Annotated in this window: 15 protein-coding genes; 11 read left to right on the top strand and 4 right to left on the bottom strand. The window is 60.8% G+C overall.

From position 1 onward, the window contains the following. Window positions 1–23 precede the first annotated feature (23 nt). Window positions 24–2,231, bottom strand: a complete 2,208-nt coding sequence (locus tag AC1DE4_RS29395) for a CHASE2 domain-containing protein (protein WP_113471539.1) — start codon at window positions 2,229–2,231, stop codon at window positions 24–26. A 132-nt stretch (window positions 2,232–2,363) separates the two neighbouring features. Continuing rightward, window positions 2,364–4,256: a chloride channel protein gene (locus tag AC1DE4_RS29390; RefSeq protein ID WP_192242065.1), complete on the bottom strand. Its 1,893-nt coding sequence runs from the start codon at window positions 4,254–4,256 to the stop codon at window positions 2,364–2,366. Window positions 4,257–4,341: 85 nt separating this feature from the next. On the opposite strand from AC1DE4_RS29390, the gene AC1DE4_RS29385 reads away from it, so the two are divergent. From AC1DE4_RS29385 to clpB, 11 genes are all read left to right on the top strand, one after another. Continuing rightward, entirely contained in the window at window positions 4,342–4,791 is a 450-nt protein-coding gene (locus AC1DE4_RS29385; RefSeq protein ID WP_018857866.1) for a MarR family winged helix-turn-helix transcriptional regulator, read from the top strand. 19 nt (window positions 4,792–4,810) lie between these two features. Beyond that, window positions 4,811–5,242, top strand: a complete 432-nt coding sequence (locus tag AC1DE4_RS29380; protein WP_192242066.1) for a MarR family winged helix-turn-helix transcriptional regulator — start codon at window positions 4,811–4,813, stop codon at window positions 5,240–5,242. A gap of 318 nt (window positions 5,243–5,560) precedes the next feature. After that, on the top strand, window positions 5,561–6,835 hold the full coding sequence (locus AC1DE4_RS29375) for an aspartate kinase (RefSeq protein WP_018857868.1): 1,275 nt from the start codon (window positions 5,561–5,563) through the stop codon (window positions 6,833–6,835). A 90-nt stretch (window positions 6,836–6,925) separates the two neighbouring features. After that, on the top strand, window positions 6,926–9,193 hold the full coding sequence (ptsP, locus tag AC1DE4_RS29370; RefSeq protein WP_018857869.1) for a phosphoenolpyruvate--protein phosphotransferase: 2,268 nt from the start codon (window positions 6,926–6,928) through the stop codon (window positions 9,191–9,193). Between the two features lie 28 nt (window positions 9,194–9,221). Continuing rightward, window positions 9,222–10,301, top strand: a complete 1,080-nt coding sequence (prfA, locus tag AC1DE4_RS29365; protein ID WP_018857870.1) for a peptide chain release factor 1 — start codon at window positions 9,222–9,224, stop codon at window positions 10,299–10,301. Next, window positions 10,298–11,179, top strand: a complete 882-nt coding sequence (prmC, locus tag AC1DE4_RS29360) for a peptide chain release factor N(5)-glutamine methyltransferase (RefSeq protein WP_025661664.1) — start codon at window positions 10,298–10,300, stop codon at window positions 11,177–11,179. The genes prfA and prmC overlap by 4 nt, the downstream gene beginning before the upstream one ends. A gap of 344 nt (window positions 11,180–11,523) precedes the next feature. Next, on the top strand, window positions 11,524–12,300 hold the full coding sequence (locus tag AC1DE4_RS29355) for a DUF4167 domain-containing protein (RefSeq protein ID WP_113471543.1): 777 nt from the start codon (window positions 11,524–11,526) through the stop codon (window positions 12,298–12,300). 218 nt (window positions 12,301–12,518) lie between these two features. Continuing rightward, complete coding sequence (locus AC1DE4_RS29350; protein WP_113471544.1) at window positions 12,519–14,174, top strand: arylsulfatase; 1,656 nt, start codon at window positions 12,519–12,521, stop codon at window positions 14,172–14,174. Window positions 14,175–14,241: 67 nt separating this feature from the next. Then, window positions 14,242–14,649 carry a DUF1254 domain-containing protein gene (locus AC1DE4_RS29345; RefSeq protein ID WP_246733629.1) on the top strand — a complete coding sequence of 136 codons (408 nt, stop codon included), beginning with the start codon at window positions 14,242–14,244 and terminating at the stop codon, window positions 14,647–14,649. A gap of 404 nt (window positions 14,650–15,053) precedes the next feature. Next, on the top strand, window positions 15,054–15,320 hold the full coding sequence (locus AC1DE4_RS29340) for a DUF1214 domain-containing protein (protein WP_026371858.1): 267 nt from the start codon (window positions 15,054–15,056) through the stop codon (window positions 15,318–15,320). Between the two features lie 252 nt (window positions 15,321–15,572). Beyond that, window positions 15,573–18,176: an ATP-dependent chaperone ClpB gene (clpB, locus tag AC1DE4_RS29335; protein WP_169681319.1), complete on the top strand. Its 2,604-nt coding sequence runs from the start codon at window positions 15,573–15,575 to the stop codon at window positions 18,174–18,176. Window positions 18,177–18,231: 55 nt separating this feature from the next. Here clpB and AC1DE4_RS29330 read toward each other — a convergent pair whose 3' ends face one another. Further along, complete coding sequence (locus AC1DE4_RS29330; protein ID WP_018860468.1) at window positions 18,232–20,172, bottom strand: M23 family metallopeptidase; 1,941 nt, start codon at window positions 20,170–20,172, stop codon at window positions 18,232–18,234. A gap of 384 nt (window positions 20,173–20,556) precedes the next feature. Further along, a partial coding sequence (locus AC1DE4_RS29325; RefSeq protein WP_477884377.1) for a hypothetical protein occupies window positions 20,557–20,751 on the bottom strand: 195 nt, incomplete at its 5' end.

Genomic DNA, 20,751 nt, shown 5'->3' with positions numbered 1-20,751 from the left:
GGTCGTGGTCGTAAGAGCCGCAATCAGGGTTCGAGGTGAAGCTTGGTTTCATGCGGCAGAGCCGCGCCAATACCGTCATCGTCATTGCCGGGACTGTCGCGGAAGTGGTCCGCCCGGCGCCCGAGGCGGCTATAGAATTGGGGCAGGGTCGCGGTTAGCTCGGCTGACTTGAGCTTGGCGATATTGAGCAGCTTGCGTGTCTCCGCCGAATGGGCGCGGAGCGCGGCGACAAGCTCCGTATGAATGCGATGCATCTCGGCAAATGCACTTGAACCGCGAACGTGCTCGCCACCGACAACGGCATAGAGGCGCGCCCGGCTACTCTTGCCTTTCAGTCCGAGCAGGCCGGCGTCGAGGAGTGCGAAATGCGCCAGTTCGCCAGCCGTGGTTTCCGAGACGAGAATGTCGAAGCCAACTTCCTTGCAGGCGGATTCGATGCGCGCCGCGACGTTGACGGCGTCGCCGACGGCGGAATAGTTGAAGCGTGTTTCGGCCCCCATGTTGCCGACGCAGGCAAGGCCGGTGTGAATGCCGACGCCGATACCGACCTGATACTCCGGGCCGAAGCCGAAAGCATCGGATGCGTTGAGCGAAGCGAGCGTCTCACGCATGGCAAGGGCGGCGCGTACTGCCTTGGCAGGATGATTTTTGACGTCCACCGGGGCGTTCCAGAAGGCCATGATCGAGTCGCCGATGAATTTGTCGAGCGTCCCTTCATTGGCCGTCACGTGGCGGCTCAACGCATCGAGCAGCGTATTCAGGAAGCGGACGACTTCGGCTGGCTGCAGTCGTTCGCTGAGTTCGGTGAAGCCGCGCACGTCGACGAACATCACCGTCAGTTCGCGGTCGTCGCCGCCGAGCCGCATCGCATCGCGGCTGTGCTCGATCCGAAAGAGCAGCGAGGGTGAAAGATACTGCCCGAAGGCACGGCGGACTGCGCGCCGCTCGCGGTCGATAACGAGGATGCGGAATGAGGTGGCGGCGAAATGGGTGATTGAGCCGGCAATGATCGGCGCGAGTGGATCGAGCAACAGGCCCCAGGCGGAAAAGGCAAACCAGGAGGCCGCAAGCGCCAATGCCGTCAGGCATAGGCCGCAGGCAAGCGCCACAGCCGGGCTGACGAAGGTCGTCAGCACCACCAGGAGCGTACCCAGGATGGCAATCGCAAGAATTTCCAGTCCATCCGCCCAATCGGGCCGGGAGAGAAAGTGGCCGGTCAGGATCTGTTCGACGGTTTGGGCATGCATGGAAACACCAGGGACGTTCTGGCCGAGCGCCGTCGTGCGAATATCCTGCAGACCAGCCGAGGATGTGCCGACAAAGACGATGCTTCCTTCGATGGCGGCAGCGACCTGCGGATCGACGCCTTGTGGCGCCAGGATCTTGCCGGCGGAGATATAGCGTTGCGGGACATCAGGACTGATATACAGCCACAACTCACCGCTCGCAGTCACCGGTATGACGAACTCACCGATCTTGACCGATGTCAGTGTATCGGGAGCCTCGGGGGCGGCTGCCAACACATAGGTCGAAGCGCCCTGGGCGACACGCAGCGCCTCGATCGCCAGATTCGGATAGAGCTGCTCCCCATCCGTCAGAAAGAGCGGGACCTTGCGTACGACAGCGGAGGGATTGCCGGGATTGAGGCTGATGTGGCCGAGACCTGTCGCATTGAGCTGCAATTGCGGGCGTACCGGTGTCGCTGCGTCGAGCCGGGGCGGCGCGTTGACGGGGCTCTCGCCGGTGAAAGCGAAGCCTGCTTTGACCGGTGGCCGATAGTTACCCTCCGTCGTCAGGCCGAAGCCGAGCACCACGGGGCGTCCGGCGATCGCTTGGGCGAAAAGCTCGTCATTGTCGGGTAGTCGCCTCAGCAACGTCGGGTCGACGCCGGCGACATCGCGCATGACAGTGCGCGGCGAGAGACGGTCCGGTTCTGCAAACAGCACATCGAAGGCGATCGCGGCGGCTCCCAGATCGGACAGGCGCTCCACGAGAAGCGCCAGCCGGTCGCGCGGCCAGGGCCACTGGCCGAATTCCTTGAGCGAGGCCTCGTCGATATCGATGATGCGGACCGGTGTCGGCTCAAAGGCGCGCGGTGAGATCCGCTGATATTCATCAAATGTGACGTCGCGGATTTGCCGCAGCAGTGGTGGATCGCTTGCCCGCAGCATTGTGAACGCCGCGACGATGGCGAGGCCAATAATAACGCCGATTTGCTGCGCACGCGTCATATGCAATCGGAGCCCTCGGGCCTGGAACCAAGTGGCGCCGGCGATAAAGGAGGCGCATTTCCGGGCGCGACTAGGCTGCCTGTTTCCACCGCGCGATGCAACTGCGCCTTTCGAGCAAATCAGCGACGCTGTTCAGTCGGTCGGAAACTCCTTGCCCAGGCGATACGGGTTGTTGGTCTGCGAAGCTGCAGCCTCTGAATTCTCCAACGTCAGCATGCGCTTGTCATTTGCTCTGCGCGGCCCAAGAAAGGGCCTTCGCTCGGTCTCCGTCGCTCGCAGCGTGCTTCGAAGGCGCAGTAGGTCCTTCCGCGCAATCAAGCCATGAAGCTTGGCGATCTGTGGATCGACGATCGGGATGCGGCCGGAGCCAGTCGACAACATCAGGTCAGCGACATATCCGACCGTATCGTCAGGATGTGCCGCGGGGATAGATGCGTCGGACACCATGTCGTCGAGACGTTGGTCGGAAAACGCGGCTGCGTCCTGCCATCGCAACGCATCGCTACCGGAGACCAGTCCCTTGAGGACACCGCTGCCGTCAACGACCGGATAAACCCGGTGCGTTCTTGCAGGCGTCGCGAAGAAGGCGCAGGCATCGCCGACTGTCATGCTTGCTGCAAGCGTGTCGACCTCCTTGATCATGATCTCGCGCGCACGCGTCAATTCGAAGGGATCAATGCCGTATTCTCGCGTGATGTGTTGGCCGCGCCGTGCGATCTTTTCGGTGAGGATCGACCGGCGAAGAAGGAGAACGGTCACCACGTAGGCTGCTACCGTGGCCGCCAGGAGGGGTACCAGCATCGAAACGTCGCCGGTGAGTTCGACGGCAAAGAACGTGCCCGTCAGCGGTGCGCGCATCGTTCCTCCCATCATTGCGGCCATGCCCAGCAAGGCCCAGAATCCCGGGTCGCCGGGAAGCACCAGGCCGACCAGCCATCCGAGGGCTCCTCCGAAGATCAGCAGCGGCGCGAGTACGCCACCGGATGTGCCCGATGACAGCGCCACAAGCCAGATGAATGCTTTCACAAGCAGGACCGCCAACACGGCCGACGGCAGAAGAGTGCTGTTCAGCAATCCTTCGATGATGTCGTAGCCGACTCCGAGGGCGCGAGGCTCGATCAAGCCGCCGAGGCCGATGATCAACCCGCCAATCGCCGGGCGCCACATCCAATGGATCGGCAGGGCCGAGAAGAGATCTTCGATCTTGTAGAGCATCGTCGTCAACAGGCCGGATTGCAGCCCCGCAATAATCCCCATCGCAGCGCAGAGCGCGATGCCCCACCAGGGAAGGTCCATGTGAAATTGCTTGGGAAAAAGAGGGCCGGCCTGGAACAGGAAGGGGCGCCAGCAGATCGACACGCAGGCCGCGATGGCAACGGGGATGAAGCTTCTGGGCTTCCATTCGAAGAGCAGCAATTCTACGGCGAGCATGACTGCGGCAATCGGTGAACCGAAGATTGCGGTCATGCCGGCGGCCGCACCCGCGACGAGGAGCGTCTTGCGCTCGGCCGAGCTCAAGTGGAAGCATTGCGCGAAGAGCGATCCGATGGCGCCGCCCGTCATGATGATCGGCCCTTCGGCGCCAAAAGGTCCGCCGGTGCCGATGGAGATCGCCGACGAGAGCGGCTTGAGAATCGCCACCTTCGGCGACATCCGGCTGCCACCAATCAGGATCGTCTCGATTGCCTCGGGGATGCCGTGACCGCGGATCTTCTTGGATCCGAAGCGGGCCATCAGCCCGATAACAAGGCCGCCAAGGATGGGAATGGCAACCATCCATACGGAGCGCGGTGCATCAGCAAGCGAGGTGGCGGCAATACTGAAACGCCCGAACCACACGAGACTGGTGACCAGCGAAATCAGGCTCACCAGGACCCAGGCGGCGAACGCACCGCCGGAGCCGACCACCACGGCCATGCCGACCAGCGCGAGAACGCGTTTGTCCGTCGTAAAGTCCCCGGCCTCGCGCCGCGAGAGGCCGCCGGTAAAGTCATGTGGCCGGTGAGGGGTCGATTGCTCGTACATGGAGGATCCCGTTGAAACGCTTCTGTTCGACGTTGCAAATATATCGTGATACGATATAAATCAACAAGCAGATCTGGAGGCAGAAATGGTGTCGGGCAAAAACGGCAGCTTATCGGATGTTGATTATGCCGCGTTGGCCAACCTGAGGTACAGAATTCGAAAATTTCGCCAATTCAGCACCAAGGCGGCGGAGAAGCTCGGTCTATCGCCGCAACAGCATCAGGCACTACTCGCGATCAAGGGACTGGGAAGCGGAGAACAGATGAGCGTTTCAACCTTGGCGGCGCGACTCTTCGTCCCGGCTGCATCTGCAGCCGAACTTACGCGCTCGCTTGAGGGACGTGGCTATGTCACTATCGAAGTGAAGCAGAGGCGCCGGACTATTGTGCGGTTGACAGACAAGGCGGAAGAGATATTGCGACGGCTGACGCCTGCGCATCTTTACGAGATCCGGGAGATGGCTCCCGAACTCATGCTGGCGTTGCGCGTGCTCCAGGATCATCGAAGAATGGAAGTCGCCGCATGGATGCAATGATGGCCACGAGGGATCTGCATTGAGGACACCCGGAGAACGACTGACCGACGCCGACTACGAGGCCTTGTCCAATCTGCGCTACACCTTGCGCCGCTTCATGGATTTCAGCACGTCCGCGGCACAAGAGGAGGGGCTCCCAACGCAACAGCATCAGGCATTGCTGTCGATCAAGGGCCATCGCGGCGAAGACTCGATGACGATCGGAATGCTTGCTGAACGGCTGCTGATCGCGCCCCATTCGGCAACGGAGCTCGTTGGACGTCTGGTCACAGCCGGCTACGTGTCGCGTCGCACGGATCCGAACGACAAGCGCCGGCAGACATTGGAGCTCACCGACAAGGCAGAGCATGTGTTGAAGCGCCTGACTGCTATCCATCTGACGGAAATCCGGGAGATGGCGCCGCAGCTGATTGACATCCTCAGGAAGCTGCAGGACGAAATCGAGCGTTGAAGGGAAGTCTCAGACCTCCGGCAGATTTCTCTCCTCTGCTGCGCTGCCAAACGCCCTCGAGGCTGAGGAGGCCTAGCCGGGGTGGCAGCTGCCACTTTTACCCGCCAGTTCCAGGGTGTCGCATTCTCCTTTCCACACCTTGCCACCCCCCAACAAACTCGCTAAGAGACGCGGCAACTTGGGCCCTTGGGGTGCAAGGCTCTAGAAGGGTTCCAGAAACTCCCAATTCCGGGCTCTTCGGCCATGCGGCTCCATGCAGGGTTCGTGATGCCGGGTCTGGCTTTGGTCTCTCTCGGCGCTAGGTCGTGGTAGAGGCATATGGCACGCATCGTAATGAAATTCGGCGGAACGTCCGTCGCTGATCTGGACCGCATCAAGAACGTTGCCCGCCATGTGAAACGTGAAGTCGACGCCGGCCACGAAGTGGCGGTGGTCGTCTCCGCCATGTCCGGCAAGACCAACGAGCTGGTCGGGTGGGTGCAAGGCACGCCAAAGGTCGTCGGCGCCAATTCACCTTTTTACGATGCGCGCGAATATGATGCCGTTGTTGCATCGGGCGAGCAGGTGACCTCCGGCTTGCTCGCGATCGCGCTGCAGGCGATGGATATCAATGCCCGCTCTTGGCAGGGTTGGCAGATCCCGATCCGTACCGACAACGCCCATGGCGCCGCCCGCATCCTCGATATCGATGGCTCCGACATCATCAAGCGTATGGGCGAGGGGCAGGTTGCCGTCATCGCCGGCTTCCAGGGTCTTGGGCCCGACAACCGCATCGCGACGCTCGGCCGCGGCGGCTCCGATACGTCGGCAGTTGCGATCGCGGCTGCGGTCAAGGCCGATCGCTGCGATATCTATACCGACGTTGACGGCGTCTACACGACCGATCCGCGCATCGTGCCGCAGGCACGCCGCCTGAAGAAGATCGCCTTCGAGGAAATGCTCGAAATGGCGTCGCTCGGCGCCAAGGTTCTGCAGGTTCGCTCCGTCGAGCTTGCCATGGTGCACAAGGTCCGTACCTTCGTGCGCTCCTCTTTCGAAGATCCCGATGCTCCGGGCATGGGTGACTTCTTGAATCCGCCCGGAACGCTGATTTGTGACGAGGATGAAATCGTGGAACAGGAAGTAGTCACCGGCATCGCCTATGCCAAGGATGAGGCTCAGATCTCGCTTCGCCGTCTTGCCGACCGGCCGGGCGTTTCCGCTGCGATCTTCGGACCGCTGGCCGAAAGCCACATCAATGTCGACATGATCGTCCAGAACATCTCGGAAGACGGCTCGAAGACCGACATGACCTTCACGGTTCCTTCGGGTGATGTCGACAAGGCGATCAAGGTTCTGGGCGAGAACAAGGAAAAGATCGGGTACGACGTCGTTCAGAACGAAGCGGGCCTGGTGAAAGTGTCGGTCATCGGTATCGGCATGCGCAGCCACGCCGGCGTTGCCGCCACCGCTTTCAAGGCGCTGGCCGACAAGGGCATCAACATCAAGGCGATCACCACCTCTGAGATCAAAATTTCGATCCTGATTGATGGTCCTTATGCGGAACTCGCTGTCAGGACTTTGCATTCCTGCTACGGTCTCGATAAGAACTGATTCTGAACGAGTCTGCCGCGCGTTCAAGTTGTGAAGTCACGCGGCTGTCGGCCGCGAGGCTTTGATGTTTGTTTTGGAGCTTGAGACGCAATGAGAGACCTTTCCGGCGGTCCGCGCGTGCTGCTCAAGCGGCTGCGCGAGTTGATGGCGGAGCCGCTGGAGCCGCAGGAGCGTCTCGATCGGATCGTTCGCCAGATTGCAGGCAACATGGTGGCGGAGGTTTGCTCCGTCTATGTGTTGCGCGCTGACGGCGTTCTCGAGCTCTATGCAACCGAAGGTCTGAAGAAGGAAGCGGTCCACCTGTCCCAGCTCAAGATGGGACAAGGTCTGGTCGGTACGATCGCGGCATCGGCGCAGCCTCTCAATCTCTCCGACGCGCAATCGCACCCGGCTTTCCGCTACCTGCCGGAAACCGGCGAAGAGATCTACCATTCGTTCCTCGGCGTGCCGATCCTGCGCACCGGCCGCTCGCTCGGCGTTTTGGTCGTGCAGAACAAGGCGAGCCGCACCTACCGCGAAGAAGAGCTCGAAGCGCTCGAGACGACCGCGATGGTGCTTGCCGAGATGATCGCCACCGGCGAACTCAAGAAGATCACCAAGCCCGGGCTCGAACTCGACCTGACGCGTTCGGTGACCATCGACGGCGACACCTATAATGAAGGCATCGGCCTCGGCTACGTCGTGCTGCATGAGCCGCGTATCGTCGTCACCAACCTTTTGAATGAGGATTCCGAGAAGGAAATCCGCCGCCTGGGCGAGGCGCTAGGGTCGCTCCGCATCTCGATCGATGACCTTCTGTCGCAGCGCGACGTTTCGATGGAGGGCGAGCACCGCGAGGTTCTCGAAACCTATCGCATGTTCGCCCATGACCAGGGCTGGGTGCGCAAGCTCGAGGAAGCAATCCGTAACGGTTTGACCGCGGAAGCCGCCGTCGAGAAGGTGCAGAGCGACACCAAGGCGCGCATGATCCGCATGACCGATCCCTATCTGCGGGAGCGGATGCACGATTTCGAAGATCTCGCGAACCGCCTGCTGCGGCAGTTGACCGGCTATACCGGCCGCACAGCGGGGGACGGTTTCCCAAGCGACGCCATCATCCTGGCGCGTGCCATGGGTGCGGCTGAGTTGTTGGACTATCCGCGTGCCAATGTGCGCGGGCTCGTGCTGGAAGAAGGTGCGGTGACGAGCCATGTGGTGATCGTCGCGCGTGCCATGGGCATTCCTGTGATCGGCCAGGCCGCTGGCGTGGTGGCGCTCGCCGAAAACGGCGATGCCGTCATCATCGACGGCGATGGCGGGCATGTGCACCTTCGCCCCATGCCGGAGCATCAGCGCTCCTACGAGGAAAAGGTACGGTTCCGCGCCCGCCGCCAGGAGCAGTTCCGGGCGCTGCGCTCGGTCGAGTCGCGCACCAGGGACGGCCAGCGCGTATCGTTGATGATGAACGCCGGGCTGCTGGTCGATTTGCCGCAGCTTTCGGACTCGGGTGCTGAAGGCATTGGCCTGTTCCGCACCGAGCTGCAGTTCATGATCGCCTCCAACATGCCGAAGGCGGAAGAGCAGGAGCTGTTTTATCGCAATGTGCTGAAGCAGGCGGCCGGACGAGTTGTGACATTCCGCACGCTTGATATCGGCGGCGACAAGGTCGTTCCCTATTTCCGTGGCCATGAGGAAGAAAATCCGGCGCTCGGCTGGCGGGCAATCCGCCTTTCGCTCGATCGTCCGGGCCTGCTGCGCACGCAGCTGCGCGCCATGCTGAAGGCGGCGGCCGGCATCGAGCTGAAGCTGATGGTGCCAATGGTAACCGAGGTTTCCGAGATCGCCGCCGTGCGAGAACTGCTGCAGAAGGAGGTTCAGCACCTTTCGCGCTTCGGCCACGGCCTGCCGCGCAAGCTGCAGTTCGGGGCGATGCTGGAGGTGCCGGCGCTGCTCTGGCAGCTCGACGAGCTGATGTCGGCGGTCGATTTCGTCTCGGTCGGGTCGAATGACCTCTTCCAGTTTTCGATGGCGGTCGATCGCGGCAATGCGCGCGTGTCCGACCGCTTCGATCCGCTTGGCAAACCGTTCCTTAGGATCCTGCGCGACATCGTGCGGGCAGGCGAGCGCAACAACACGCCCGTGACCTTGTGCGGCGAGCTTGCCGGCAAGCCAATCTCGGCGATGGCGCTTCTCGGCATAGGCTTCCGTTCGGTTTCGATGTCGCCGGCATCGATCGGTCCGGTCAAGGCGATGCTGCTCGGTCTCGAGGTTGAGACGCTGGCGAAGGTGATGAACGAGGCGCTTGACGACACCAAGTCGGCGACTTCGATCCGCGATGTGCTTGCCCACTTCGCGGAAGCTCACAATATTCCTCTTTAGGTCAAGACAAGCAGAATCGGAGTGAAGGGTGGCGAAGCTTCCCGTTGAAAAGATGCGCGAGCTGGAACGCCGTTTTGGCGAGATCGAAGCGCGCATGTCGGCTGGCCCCTCGGCTGACGTCTACGTCAAGCTCGCCTCCGAATATTCCGAGTTGCAGCCCGTCGTCACGAAGATCCGCGCCTTCGAGAAGGCAATTGCCGAGCTTGCGGACCTCGAAACCCTGCTGAACGACAAGTCGGTGGACCGTGAGATGCGCGATCTGGCCGAACTGGAGCTGCCCGAGGTGAAGGAGCGGCTGGAGGCGCTGGAGCAGGAAATCCAGATCTTGCTGCTGCCGAAGGATGCAGCAGACGAGAAGAGCGCTATTTTGGAAATCCGCGCTGGCACCGGCGGTTCGGAAGCCGCACTCTTTGCTGGTGATTTGTTCCGGATGTATGAGCGCTATGCAGCCGCCCACGGCTGGAAGGTCGAAGTCCTGTCGTCGAGCGAAGGCGAGGCGGGCGGCTTCAAGGAAATCATCGCGACCATCACCGGCAAGGGCGTATTTGCCAAGCTGAAGTTTGAATCCGGTGTTCACCGTGTCCAGCGCGTGCCGGAAACGGAAGCCGGCGGTCGCATCCACACTTCGGCCGCGACCGTCGCGGTTCTGCCGGAGGCGGAGGAAATCGACATCGAGATCCGGCCAGAAGACATCCGCATCGATACGATGCGCTCATCCGGCGCTGGCGGCCAGCACGTCAACACCACCGACTCAGCGGTGCGCATCACCCATCTGCCGACCGGCATCGTCGTCACCAGTTCCGAGAAATCGCAGCATCAGAACCGCGCCAAGGCGATGCAGGTTCTGCGTTCGCGTCTCTACGACGCCGAGCGTCAACGGGCCGAAAGCGAGCGTTCCGCCGATCGCAAGAGCCAGGTCGGTTCCGGCGATCGCTCCGAACGCATCCGCACCTACAACTTCCCACAGGGGCGGGTGACGGACCACCGGATCAATCTGACACTCTACAAGCTCGACCGGATGATGATCGGCGAGATCGACGAGGTGGTCGACGCGCTGATGGCCGACTATCAGGCAAGCCAGTTGGCGCAACTCGGCGAGCAGCAATGAGCATGAGCGGGAAACAGGCCGAGGCTACGGTTTCCCAAATGCTGGCCGAGGCTCGCCGTCGTTTCACTGAAGCCGGTGTCGACAGTGCTTCGGCTGATGCCCGAATGCTCGTCGCAGGGCTGCTTGGACTTTCGACGACCGCCATCGTAACGCGTGGCGGCGAAACCGTCAGCACAGAGCAGATGGCAATGATCGAGCAAGCCATCGAACGCCGGCTGGCGCATGAGCCTGTTCACCGCATTCTCGGCGAACGGGAATTCTATGGCCTGCCGCTGTCTTTGTCTGCGGAAACCCTTGAGCCACGGCCTGATACGGAAATTCTCGTCGATACGATGCTTCCTTATCTGCGCGACCTTGCAAATACCGAGGGCCATATCCATATTCTGGACCTAGGAACCGGAACCGGGGCGATATGCCTTGCTCTGTTGAGCGAATGTCCGGAAGCGTCAGGCGTCGGCAGCGATATATCGGCCGATGCATTGAAGACGGCGAAATCAAACGCGGAAAGAAACGGATTGCAGGATCGCTTCGAAGCCATTCAATCCAGTTGGTTTCAGAATATCCACGGCTCGTTTCACGCGATTGTCTCAAATCCGCCCTATATCGCTTCTAAGGTCGTTCACACTCTCGCTCCCGAAGTGACGAAATTTGATCCCCATGCCGCACTGGATGGCGGCCGGGATGGCCTTGACGCCTACAGAACCATCGCCAAGGATGCGGCAAGGTTCATAAAGCCGAACGGCGTTGTGGGACTTGAGATCGGCTACGACCAGCGAAACGACGTGACGGACGTTTTCGAGGCTGAAGGCTTCAAGCTTCTGGAATCCGTAAAGGATTACGGCCAGAATGACCGGGCGCTTGTGTTCGCGCTCAAGTGACGCGCGACGACTTTAAGCATTGAACAGGACATTGGTGTCATTGCGAAGAAAAGGCTTGGATTTCCACGGGAAGCAATATAGGTTGACCCCACGCGTTGGAGAGATAGGACAGAACGGTGAGACGTTCGAAACTAACTCGGCCTCGGGGGTCCGCTCTTTTAAACGAGAGCTTCAAAGGTTGAATACGACCCAATGCGTGAATCAGTCAAACTGACTTGAGAACAAGCGGCAGGTTGGCGCGAAGGCGCAGTATGCTTGCGGCACGAGGGCTCTGAGCCGGTGAACCGGCCACGGCCGTTGGTGCCATAACTCCACAACAAACAGAGAATTCAGGTGAACGATCTATGAGGCCAGGACAGCAGAACAAGCGCGGTCGCGGGCGTGGCAATAACAACGGCGGCGGCGGCGGCGGAAATAACAATAACAACAATTTCAACCGCAAGGGCGGCAACCCGTTGACGCGGACCTACGACAGCTCCGGCCCAGACGTTAAGATTCGTGGTACCGCGCAGCATATCGCTGAAAAGTACGCACAACTTGCGCGCGACGCGCAGAGTTCGGGCGATCGCGTTATCGCTGAAAACTACCTGCAGCACGCCGAACACTATAACCGCATCATTGCAGCCGCTCAGGCGCAGATGCAGGAGCGCTTCCAGCGCGACGACCGCAACGAATTCAGTGAAGGTGCGGAGCGCGATGGTGACGATGTCGAAGCCATCGACAATGACGATGTTGTCATCGTCCAGCCACCGCGTCACCAGCACGAGCATCAGCAGCGCCGTTCGGAAGAACAGTCGCAGCGTCGCAACGACGAGCAGCCGCGCCGCAACGAAGACCGCCAGCCGCGTCGCCAGGAACAGCAGCCGGCCCCGGTCGCAGCTGAAGCGCCGCAGCCCGAGGTGAACGATGGCAGCGGCCCGCAGCCGGAGATCGAAGGTATTCCGGCAGAGGTTTCGATGGACGAGGAAAGTGCTGCAGGCCAGCCGCGCGAGCGTCAGCCGCGTCGCCGCACTGCCGGTAGCCGTCCGCGTCGTCCGCGCCGCGCTGCGGAAGGCGAGGCTCCGGCCGAGGGTGAAGGTTCCGGCGATGCGCCTGTTTTGGCGGATGCCGCTTCGGAATAACCGGATCGCTTCAACGATCCGAGCTAATGGATAAAAGGCCGCTCTATGGAGCGGCCTTTTTCGTTTCTGCCGCCGTCTCGCCTCCGACCGTTAAAGTGTCGTGCATTTACCGTAACGTACTTACGTCTACGCTGTGGCTATGCCTCTTTGGTTCGCGCCGATGCATCTCATCACCAGACAACATTCCAAAAGTTCACGTTTGACGGGAGACACGCGAAATGGCCAGCGACGACAGCGTACGATCATCCTCCTCCGACGCCAGCAACCTCACGCGCCGTAATCTGCTGATAGGGTCAACAGCCCTTGCCGCCGGGGCCGCCACGGTCGCCAGCATGGTGAGTTTCGCAGCAGCCCAGGCGCAGACGGCGGCGGCACCATCCGGCAAGAAGCCGAATATTCTTGTCATCTTCGGCGATGACATCGGCATACCGCAGATCAGCGCCTACACGATGGGGCTGATGGGCTATCGCACGCCCAATATCGACCGCATCGCCAGGGAAGGCGCAATCTTCACCGATTCCTATGGCCAGCAGAGCTGCACTGCGGGCCGCGCCTCCTTCATTCTCGGGCAAGAACCATTCCGCACCGGCCTCTTGACGATCGGCATGCCCGGCGATCCGCACGGCATTCAGGACTGGATGCCGACGATTGCCGACGTGTTGAAGACGCAGGGCTATGCGACCGGCCAGTTCGGCAAGAACCACCTCGGCGACCAGGACCAGCACCTGCCGACCAAGCATGGCTTCGACGAGTTCTTCGGCAACCTCTACCACCTCAACGCCGAGGAAGAGCCGGAAGGCTACTTCTACCCGAAGGACCCGGCGTTCCGCCGGCAGTTCGGTCCGCGTGGCGTGATCAAGTCAACTGCGGACGGCAAGATCGAAGATACCGGTGCGCTCAACACGAAGCGTATGGAGACGGTCGATGAGGAATTCCTGGCTGCCGCCAAGAACTTCATCGATCGGCAAGCGAAAGCTGACAAGCCGTTCTTCTGCTGGTTCAACTCGACCCGAATGCACGTCTTCACCCATCTGAAGCCGGACTCGCTTGGAAAAACCGGCAAGGGCATTCATGCCGACGGTATGGTGGAGCACGACGGTCACGTCGGCCAGCTTCTCGAGCAGCTGGATCAGCTCGGCATCGCCGACAACACTATCGTTCTCTACACGACCGACAACGGCGCCGAGCTTGCCTTGTGGCCTGATGGTGCCCAGACGCCGTTCCACGGTGAAAAGGGCACGACATGGGAGGGCGGCTTCCGCATTCCGATGATGGTTCGCTGGCCGGGCGTCGTCAAACCCGGGACCGAGGTGAATGAGATCGTTACGCTAATGGATTGGATGCCGACATTCGCGAGCGCCGCCGGGATATCCGACATCAAGGAGCAGATGAAGGCCGGGTTCAAGTCAGGGACCAAGGATTTCAAGGTTCACCTGGACGGCTATGATCTTTTGCCTTTCCTGAAGGGTGAGGCTCAGAGCGGCCCGCGCGATGTCGTCTACTACTTCGATCAGGGCGGCAATCTCAATGCGCTTCGCTGGAACGACTGGAAGCTGAGCTTTGCCATCGCGAGCCACGGCAACATTGCCACGGCCACCCGTGAAGTCCCAGCATGGGCTATGATCGCCAACCTGCGAATGGACCCCTACGAGCGTGGCATGGAGGACGGTGGCGGAGCGATCGAGTTCCTTGCAAGGAACATGTGGCTGCTCGTTCCGATCCAGGGGAAGATCAAGGACTTCTTCTCAGACTTCGACCAGTTCCCGTATCAGGAAGGCAGCTCGCTCAATGCCAGCGGCATCAACTACGGGCTGCTTCGCCAGCAAGCGGCACTGAAGCGGTTGAATGAACTCGAGCGGCTTGCCCCGCAATAGGCAAACACCGCGACAGCCCGCGCCGGCCAAACGGCGCGGGCTGTCCTCACCAAAGAGGGACGGTCCGATGGTGGTTGAGTTGCCGCCGGGCGCCTATATCGGCCTGATCAACGACCATAATCTCCCCGGCCCGGATGGCGGAAAGGGTGGAAAGCACCTCATCCTGCTGCCGGACTACAAGGGCAAGGTGCCAAAGGGCTACCATGTCGGGAAGTCGGCCACCTACAAAGTTCTGCTTGCTGTGCGCGCTCTGCCGGTCGGTGGCGACCAGGACAAGGCGCTGAAGGCGCTGCACGCCATCAAGGTCTACCCTTTGAGTACGGCCAGCAAGCCGAAGCCAATCGCGATCGTCGACACCACCGAGAAGGCAATGGACAGCACCTCTCTCAAGTGGGAGGACAACATCCAGTTCTGGGAGGTATTGAAGCGGATCATCGATGAGGAACCCCTCGTCGAGAAATTCACACCGATGTAGGGCTTCTTGCGACGCTCGGTATCTAAAAGGGCAAGCCGTTCGCACCTGATGCCCGTACGAAAGCTATCCTCGAAAAAGCTGCGAAGGTTGGTCGTGACCAGCTTCTCGTATCGGCGTTCGATAGCGATCGGCCGGACCGCTTTGCGTGGCCGGACCGCAAATGGGAGTGGGTCGGCCTGGTTCCCAACGCTGCCCAGTTCGAGACGCCGATGGGCGTCGATCTGGAGGCACATGATCGCTGGTTCGCACAGGCGATCGTCACGCCCGCAATACTCCACCGTTCGGCCGGCGCGGGCTCGGCTCTATTGGCTCGGTGCTCGCGACGCTAGCGGTGCGTTTCTGGACGGAGCAAGAACTACAAGCTGACGATTCCCCAGCCCGTCCCGGGCAAGCTGCTCTGGTCCGTGACGCTCTATGACGCGCAGACTCGCTCCGACGTGCAGACGGATCAGGACAAGGCGGCGCTCCGCTCGCTCTTTGAGTTGAAGGACATCGACACGTCAAAGCCGGTCGACCTCTATTTTGGTCCAACGGCGCCGAAGGATGGCGAAGGCCGTTGGATCAAAACCCAGTCCGGACGTGGCTGGTTCAGCTACATCCGCATCTACGGACCCACGCAGCCGGCCTTTGACGGCTCCTGGAAGCCCAACGACATCGAAGAAATCAAGTGATTGGATGGCTGCCGGCAGCCGACATGGCTCCGGCGGAGACAGGACATGAAATGAGAACCCCCGGTCGCAAAGGCCGGGGTTTTTCACGTCATCGCCTCTTTAAACTTTTGAAATCCTCTACCATATCCAGCCCAGGTTCGTCAGCCGCAAATCCCAACCGCGGCGGAACAAATGGGCTTGCCATTTAAGGGAGCTCAATCTCAGTCATCGGCCTGTGCCTTATGAGGGCAGGGCGATCCATGGAGGTACAGCATGAATATCGAAAAATACTCCGAGCGGGTGCGCGGTTTTATTCAGTCCGCCCAAACCTATGCGCTTGCGCAGGGACACCAGCAGTTCACACCCGAACATGTACTGAAAGTGCTGCTCGACGACGACCAGGGCATGGCCGCCTCGCTGATCGAGCGCGCCGGCGGTGATCCCAAAGCGGCGCGCCTTGCCAACGATGCCGCACTTGCCAAGCTGCCGAAGGTATCCGGCGGCAACGGGCAGATCTATCTCGCGCAGCCGCTTGCCAAGGTGCTTTCCACTGCCGAAGAGGCAGCGAAGAAGGCCGGCGACAGCTTCGTCACGGTCGAGCGCCTGCTGCAGGCATTGGCGATCGAGTCTTCGGCTTCGACGTCGACGACGCTGAAGAATGCCGGTGTGACCGCGCTGGCGCTCAACCAAGTCATCAATGAAATTCGCAAGGGCCGCACCGCTGACAGCTCGAACGCCGAACAAGGCTTCGACTCGCTGAAGAAGTATGCCCGCGATCTGACCGGCGAAGCCCGCGAGGGCAAGCTCGATCCGGTCATTGGCCGTGACGACGAAATCCGCCGCACGATCCAGGTTCTCTCCCGCCGCACCAAGAACAACCCCGTGCTGATCGGCGAGCCTGGCGTCGGCAAGACCGCCATTGTCGAAGGCCTCGCACTGCGTATCGTCAACGGCGACGTGCCTGAATCACTCAAGGACAAGAAGTTGATGGCGCTCGACATGGGCGCGCTGATCGCCGGCGCGAAATATCGCGGCGAGTTCGAGGAGCGGCTGAAAGCCGTGCTTAACGAGGTGCAGGCCGAAAACGGCGAGATCATTCTCTTCATCGACGAAATGCACACGCTGGTTGGTGCCGGCAAGGCGGATGGGGCGATGGACGCCTCCAACCTCCTGAAGCCTGCGCTTGCGCGTGGCGAGTTACACTGCGTCGGTGCGACGACGCTCGACGAATACCGCAAGCACGTTGAGAAAGATCCGGCCCTAGCCCGCCGCTTCCAGCCTGTCATGGTTGAGGAGCCGACGGTCGAGGACACGATTTCGATCTTGCGTGGCTTGAAGGAAAAGTACGAGCAGCATCACAAGGTCCGTATCTCGGATTCGGCCCTGGTTGCGGCTGCGACGCTTTCCAACCGCTACATCACCGACCGCTTCCTGCCCGACAAGGCGATCGACCTGATGGACGAAGCCGCTGCGCGGCTGCGCATGCAGGTGGATTCCAAGCCTGAAGAGCTGGACGAACTCGATCGCCGCATCATGCAGCTGAAGATCGAGCGCGAAGCGCTGAAGAAGGAAACCGATACGGCGTCTGCCGACCGGCTGACGCGGCTTGAAACCGAGTTGACTGGCCTCGAGGAAGAAGCCGACGCCCTGACGGCCCGCTGGCAGGCGGAAAAGCAGAAGCTCGGCCTCGCCGCCGATCTGAAGAAGCAGCTGGATGAGGCCCGCAACGATCTGGCGATCGCCCAGCGCAAGGGTGAGTTTCAGCGCGCCGGCGAGTTGACTTACGGCGTCATTCCGGAACTGGAAAAGAAGCTCACGGAGGCCGAACAGCAGGACAGCGATCGCAGCGCCATGGTGCAGGAGGTCGTCATCCCCGACAACATTGCGCATGTCGTTTCCCGCTGGACCGGTATCCCTGTCGACAAGATGCTGGAAGGCGAACGCGACAAGCTTCTGCGTATGGAAGACGAGCTGGCGAAATCGGTGATCGGCCAGGGTGATGCGGTTCAGGCAGTGTCGCGGGCGGTGCGCCGCGCGCGCGCCGGCCTGCAGGATCCGAACCGGCCGATCGGCTCGTTCATCTTCCTCGGCCCGACCGGCGTCGGCAAGACGGAGCTGACCAAGGCGCTTGCCCGCTTCCTCTTCGACGACGAAACGGCGATGGTGCGCATGGATATGTCGGAGTACATGGAGAAGCACTCGGTGGCCAGGCTGATAGGCGCGCCTCCCGGCTATGTCGGCTATGAGGAAGGTGGTTCGCTGACGGAAGCCGTTCGCCGGCGGCCGTATCAGGTCGTTCTTTTCGACGAGATCGAAAAGGCGCATCCTGACGTCTTCAACGTGCTGCTGCAGGTGCTCGACGACGGTCGCCTGACCGACGGTCAGGGCCGGACAGTCGATTTCCGCAACACGATGATCATCATGACGTCGAACCTCGGTGCTACGATGTTGACGGAGCTACCCGACGGTCATGACACAGATGAGATCCGCGAGCAGGTGCTGGACGTCGTGCGCGGTCACTTCCGGCCGGAGTTCCTAAACCGTATCGATGAGATCATCCTGTTCCATCGCCTGAAGCGCGAGGAAATGGGCGCGATCGTCGATATCCAGCTGATGCGTCTGGTGGCATTGCTTGCCGAACGCAAGATCACACTCGAGCTCGATGACGATGCCCGCAATTGGCTCGCCAACAAGGGTTACGATCCGGTCTATGGTGCGCGGCCGCTGAAGCGGGTGATCCAGAAATACGTGCAGGATCCGCTCGCCGAACAGATCCTTTCCGGGCAGGTTCCGGATGGTTCGACGGTGAAGATCACAGGCGGTACGGATCGGCTGCTGTTCCGGACGCGGAATTCCGCGGTCAACGAAGCGGCCTAAGGCCTCGACAACAGGAAAGAAAATGGCGGCCCCGGGCCGCCATTTTTGATGGACGCTACTTGCTTGCCACTTGTGGCGGCGGCTGGTTGCCGAGGAGGGTGTCGATGCGCTGCCGCTCGTCCTCGAATTTTGCCAACGCCTCACCCTTCAACGACTTGCCGCCTGGCAGGCGCACGCGCAGCGGATCGACCTTGGTGCCGTTGACGATCATCTCGTAGTGCAGATGCGGACCGGTGGATTCGCCGGTCGTTCCAACCCAGCCGATTACCTGGCCCTGACGTACCTTGGAGCCGGGAACGACGCCCTTGGCGATGGCGCTCTGGTGATTGTAGGAGGATTCGTAGCCGTTGGCGTGGCGGACGATGGTCTGGTTGCCATAACCGCCGGAATCCCAGCCGGCCTTCTCGACCGTTCCGTTGCCGACTGCGATAATCGCCGTGCCGCGCGGTGCCGCCCAATCGACGCCCGTATGCATGCGGGCAAAGCCCAGGATCGGGTGCCGGCGCATGCCGAAGCCTGACTTGAAGATGCCGTTCGGAACGGGATTGCGCAGCAGGAATTGCCGAATGCTCTTGCCGTCCTGATCGAAGTAGTCGATCGACCCATCTTCCGCATCCTGGAAGCGGTAGAAGCGGGTCTGTGTGTCGCCGAAACGCGCGTTCACATAGAGTAGCTCGGAATCCTCCGTTGCCTGACCGCTGGAATCGGCGACGGAAAAGAAGGCTTCCAGCGTGTCGGTCGGCCGCAGCTCCGCCTGGAAATCGACGCTGCTTGCCAGCAGCTTGATGATCAGGGCGGTCATGTCCTTGGTCATGCCGTAGGACAGTGCGGCACGATAAATGCCGTCATAGACGCGTGGCAGATTCTGGTTGGACGGGACCGATGTCGAATTGTCGTCGAAGGCGGTCGTGACTGCGTCGATCTCAGGTGGTTCACGGCCGGCCACGAACCGATCGTGGTCGTCAAGCGCCACGGTGACAAGATGGCGCGTGCCGCGATAGATGCTGGCGCGGATGATCTTTGCTTGTTCGCCTTTCTGCAGGATGCCGATGCGCAACACATCGCCCTTGGAGAGGTCGTCCGATCCGATCATCGGTGAGAGGTAGCCTGCCAGCCCCTTGGCCTGCAGTTCGGGATAGCCCGAGTCCGTCATCGCCTTGATGATCGAGGTCGACTGGCGCACCGGGATGATGTCGTCGGCGAATTCCTCGGTCTGCGGCGTGATCGATTCCGGTGCGGAGACCGTCATGTTCTGCTCGAGGACGCGCGCCGTCAGGCCGGCTGTCAGGTCAACGTCGTTATCGTCGTTGGAGAAGCGGCGTGGGTCGACATAGTAGAGTGCTGCCACTTGGGCGGCGCCGTCGGTCAGGATTGAGCCGTTGGAGCGCACATTCTCCTCGATCTCGTCGAGCGTCATGCCGGGCGCCACCTGGAGATCGGATCTCGTCGTGGGATAGGCTACGGTCTTCAGGCTGACTTCGGACTCCACGTCTGAACCGTAGATCTGCCCGGTGCGAACGGTCGGCTGCGCGTCCGGCTCGTCCGCCGAGAAGATCGTCAGCGGATTGAAGCTCGGATAGTCCTCGGTCGCGACGTGGTTGGCGGCAAGCGTCATCTTCACACGCGCGAAGGGCTGGCGGCGGACGACCTCCTTGTCGCCCTCGTGCACGACGGTCGAGACTTCCATGATCTTGCGGTCCGACGGCTTGGCGGCAATCGCGGCTGCAATCAAACGGCTGCCGCGCGTTACATCAGTATCTGCGTTGGCTTCGGCATTGATATTGGCGTAGGCCTCGGCGGGAATCGCCAACTGCTGGCGGCCGTCGAGTGCCGCAAACAGCGCCACGCCCATCAGCACGCTCGAGGTAATGCCGGTGAGGAACGTACCCGAAAGCCAACGCAATGAAACCTCGCGGCGGTCGGGCGCGCGTCTGCCATCAGCGAGAAGCGGCGGCTCGTTGCCGAACGAGCGGATCATCATCTTCTCCGTCATCATGGCAGGTGGATCCGCGTCCTTTCGGTAGGCTTTCTCGGGCAGCTCTAGTTGGCGCCGAAAAGTGCATAGTTTGCCAATAGAAGTCAAATGGGACGCCTGCGCGCATCCAAATGATCAGCCCTTGAGACCATCCGATTGTGAAGATGTGAGGGCGAAGGATCTCGTCATCGGATTTTTGCGCGCTATTTCCCGACAAATGACCCGGCTATCGGCGCGATCCAAGGGGACAAAAGCGCCACTTGGAAAATCGCTCTTAGAATTCAATGCGATGCAAGAATTCTCGTTTTTTTTGAAAACGGCTGTTGACTTAGAAAAGGGGTAGGATCTATAAGCCCCCTCACTGAACGAGGGCGGCGGCGCTGCTGGCGACGAAGTCCTTCGCTCTCAAGTTTCTTTTAAGATTGGCTTTGGTGCTGATTGGTTCCTTGGACTTTTGGGTTTGAGGCGAGGAAATTCGACCGGGGTATCTGGTCTGTTATTTGACAATTGAAGATGAGAAGAAAGAGAAACGTGGGCGGCGGAGCTTGCGGGACCGGAAGAGATTTCGGTTCTTTGAAAGAGACTTTGGCGGTCACGTTT

Source organism: Rhizobium sp. 10N414, assembly GCF_056394785.1.
The sequence above is the reverse complement of the archived record's forward strand: the minus strand, read 5'-3'. Positions and strand labels throughout refer to the sequence as shown.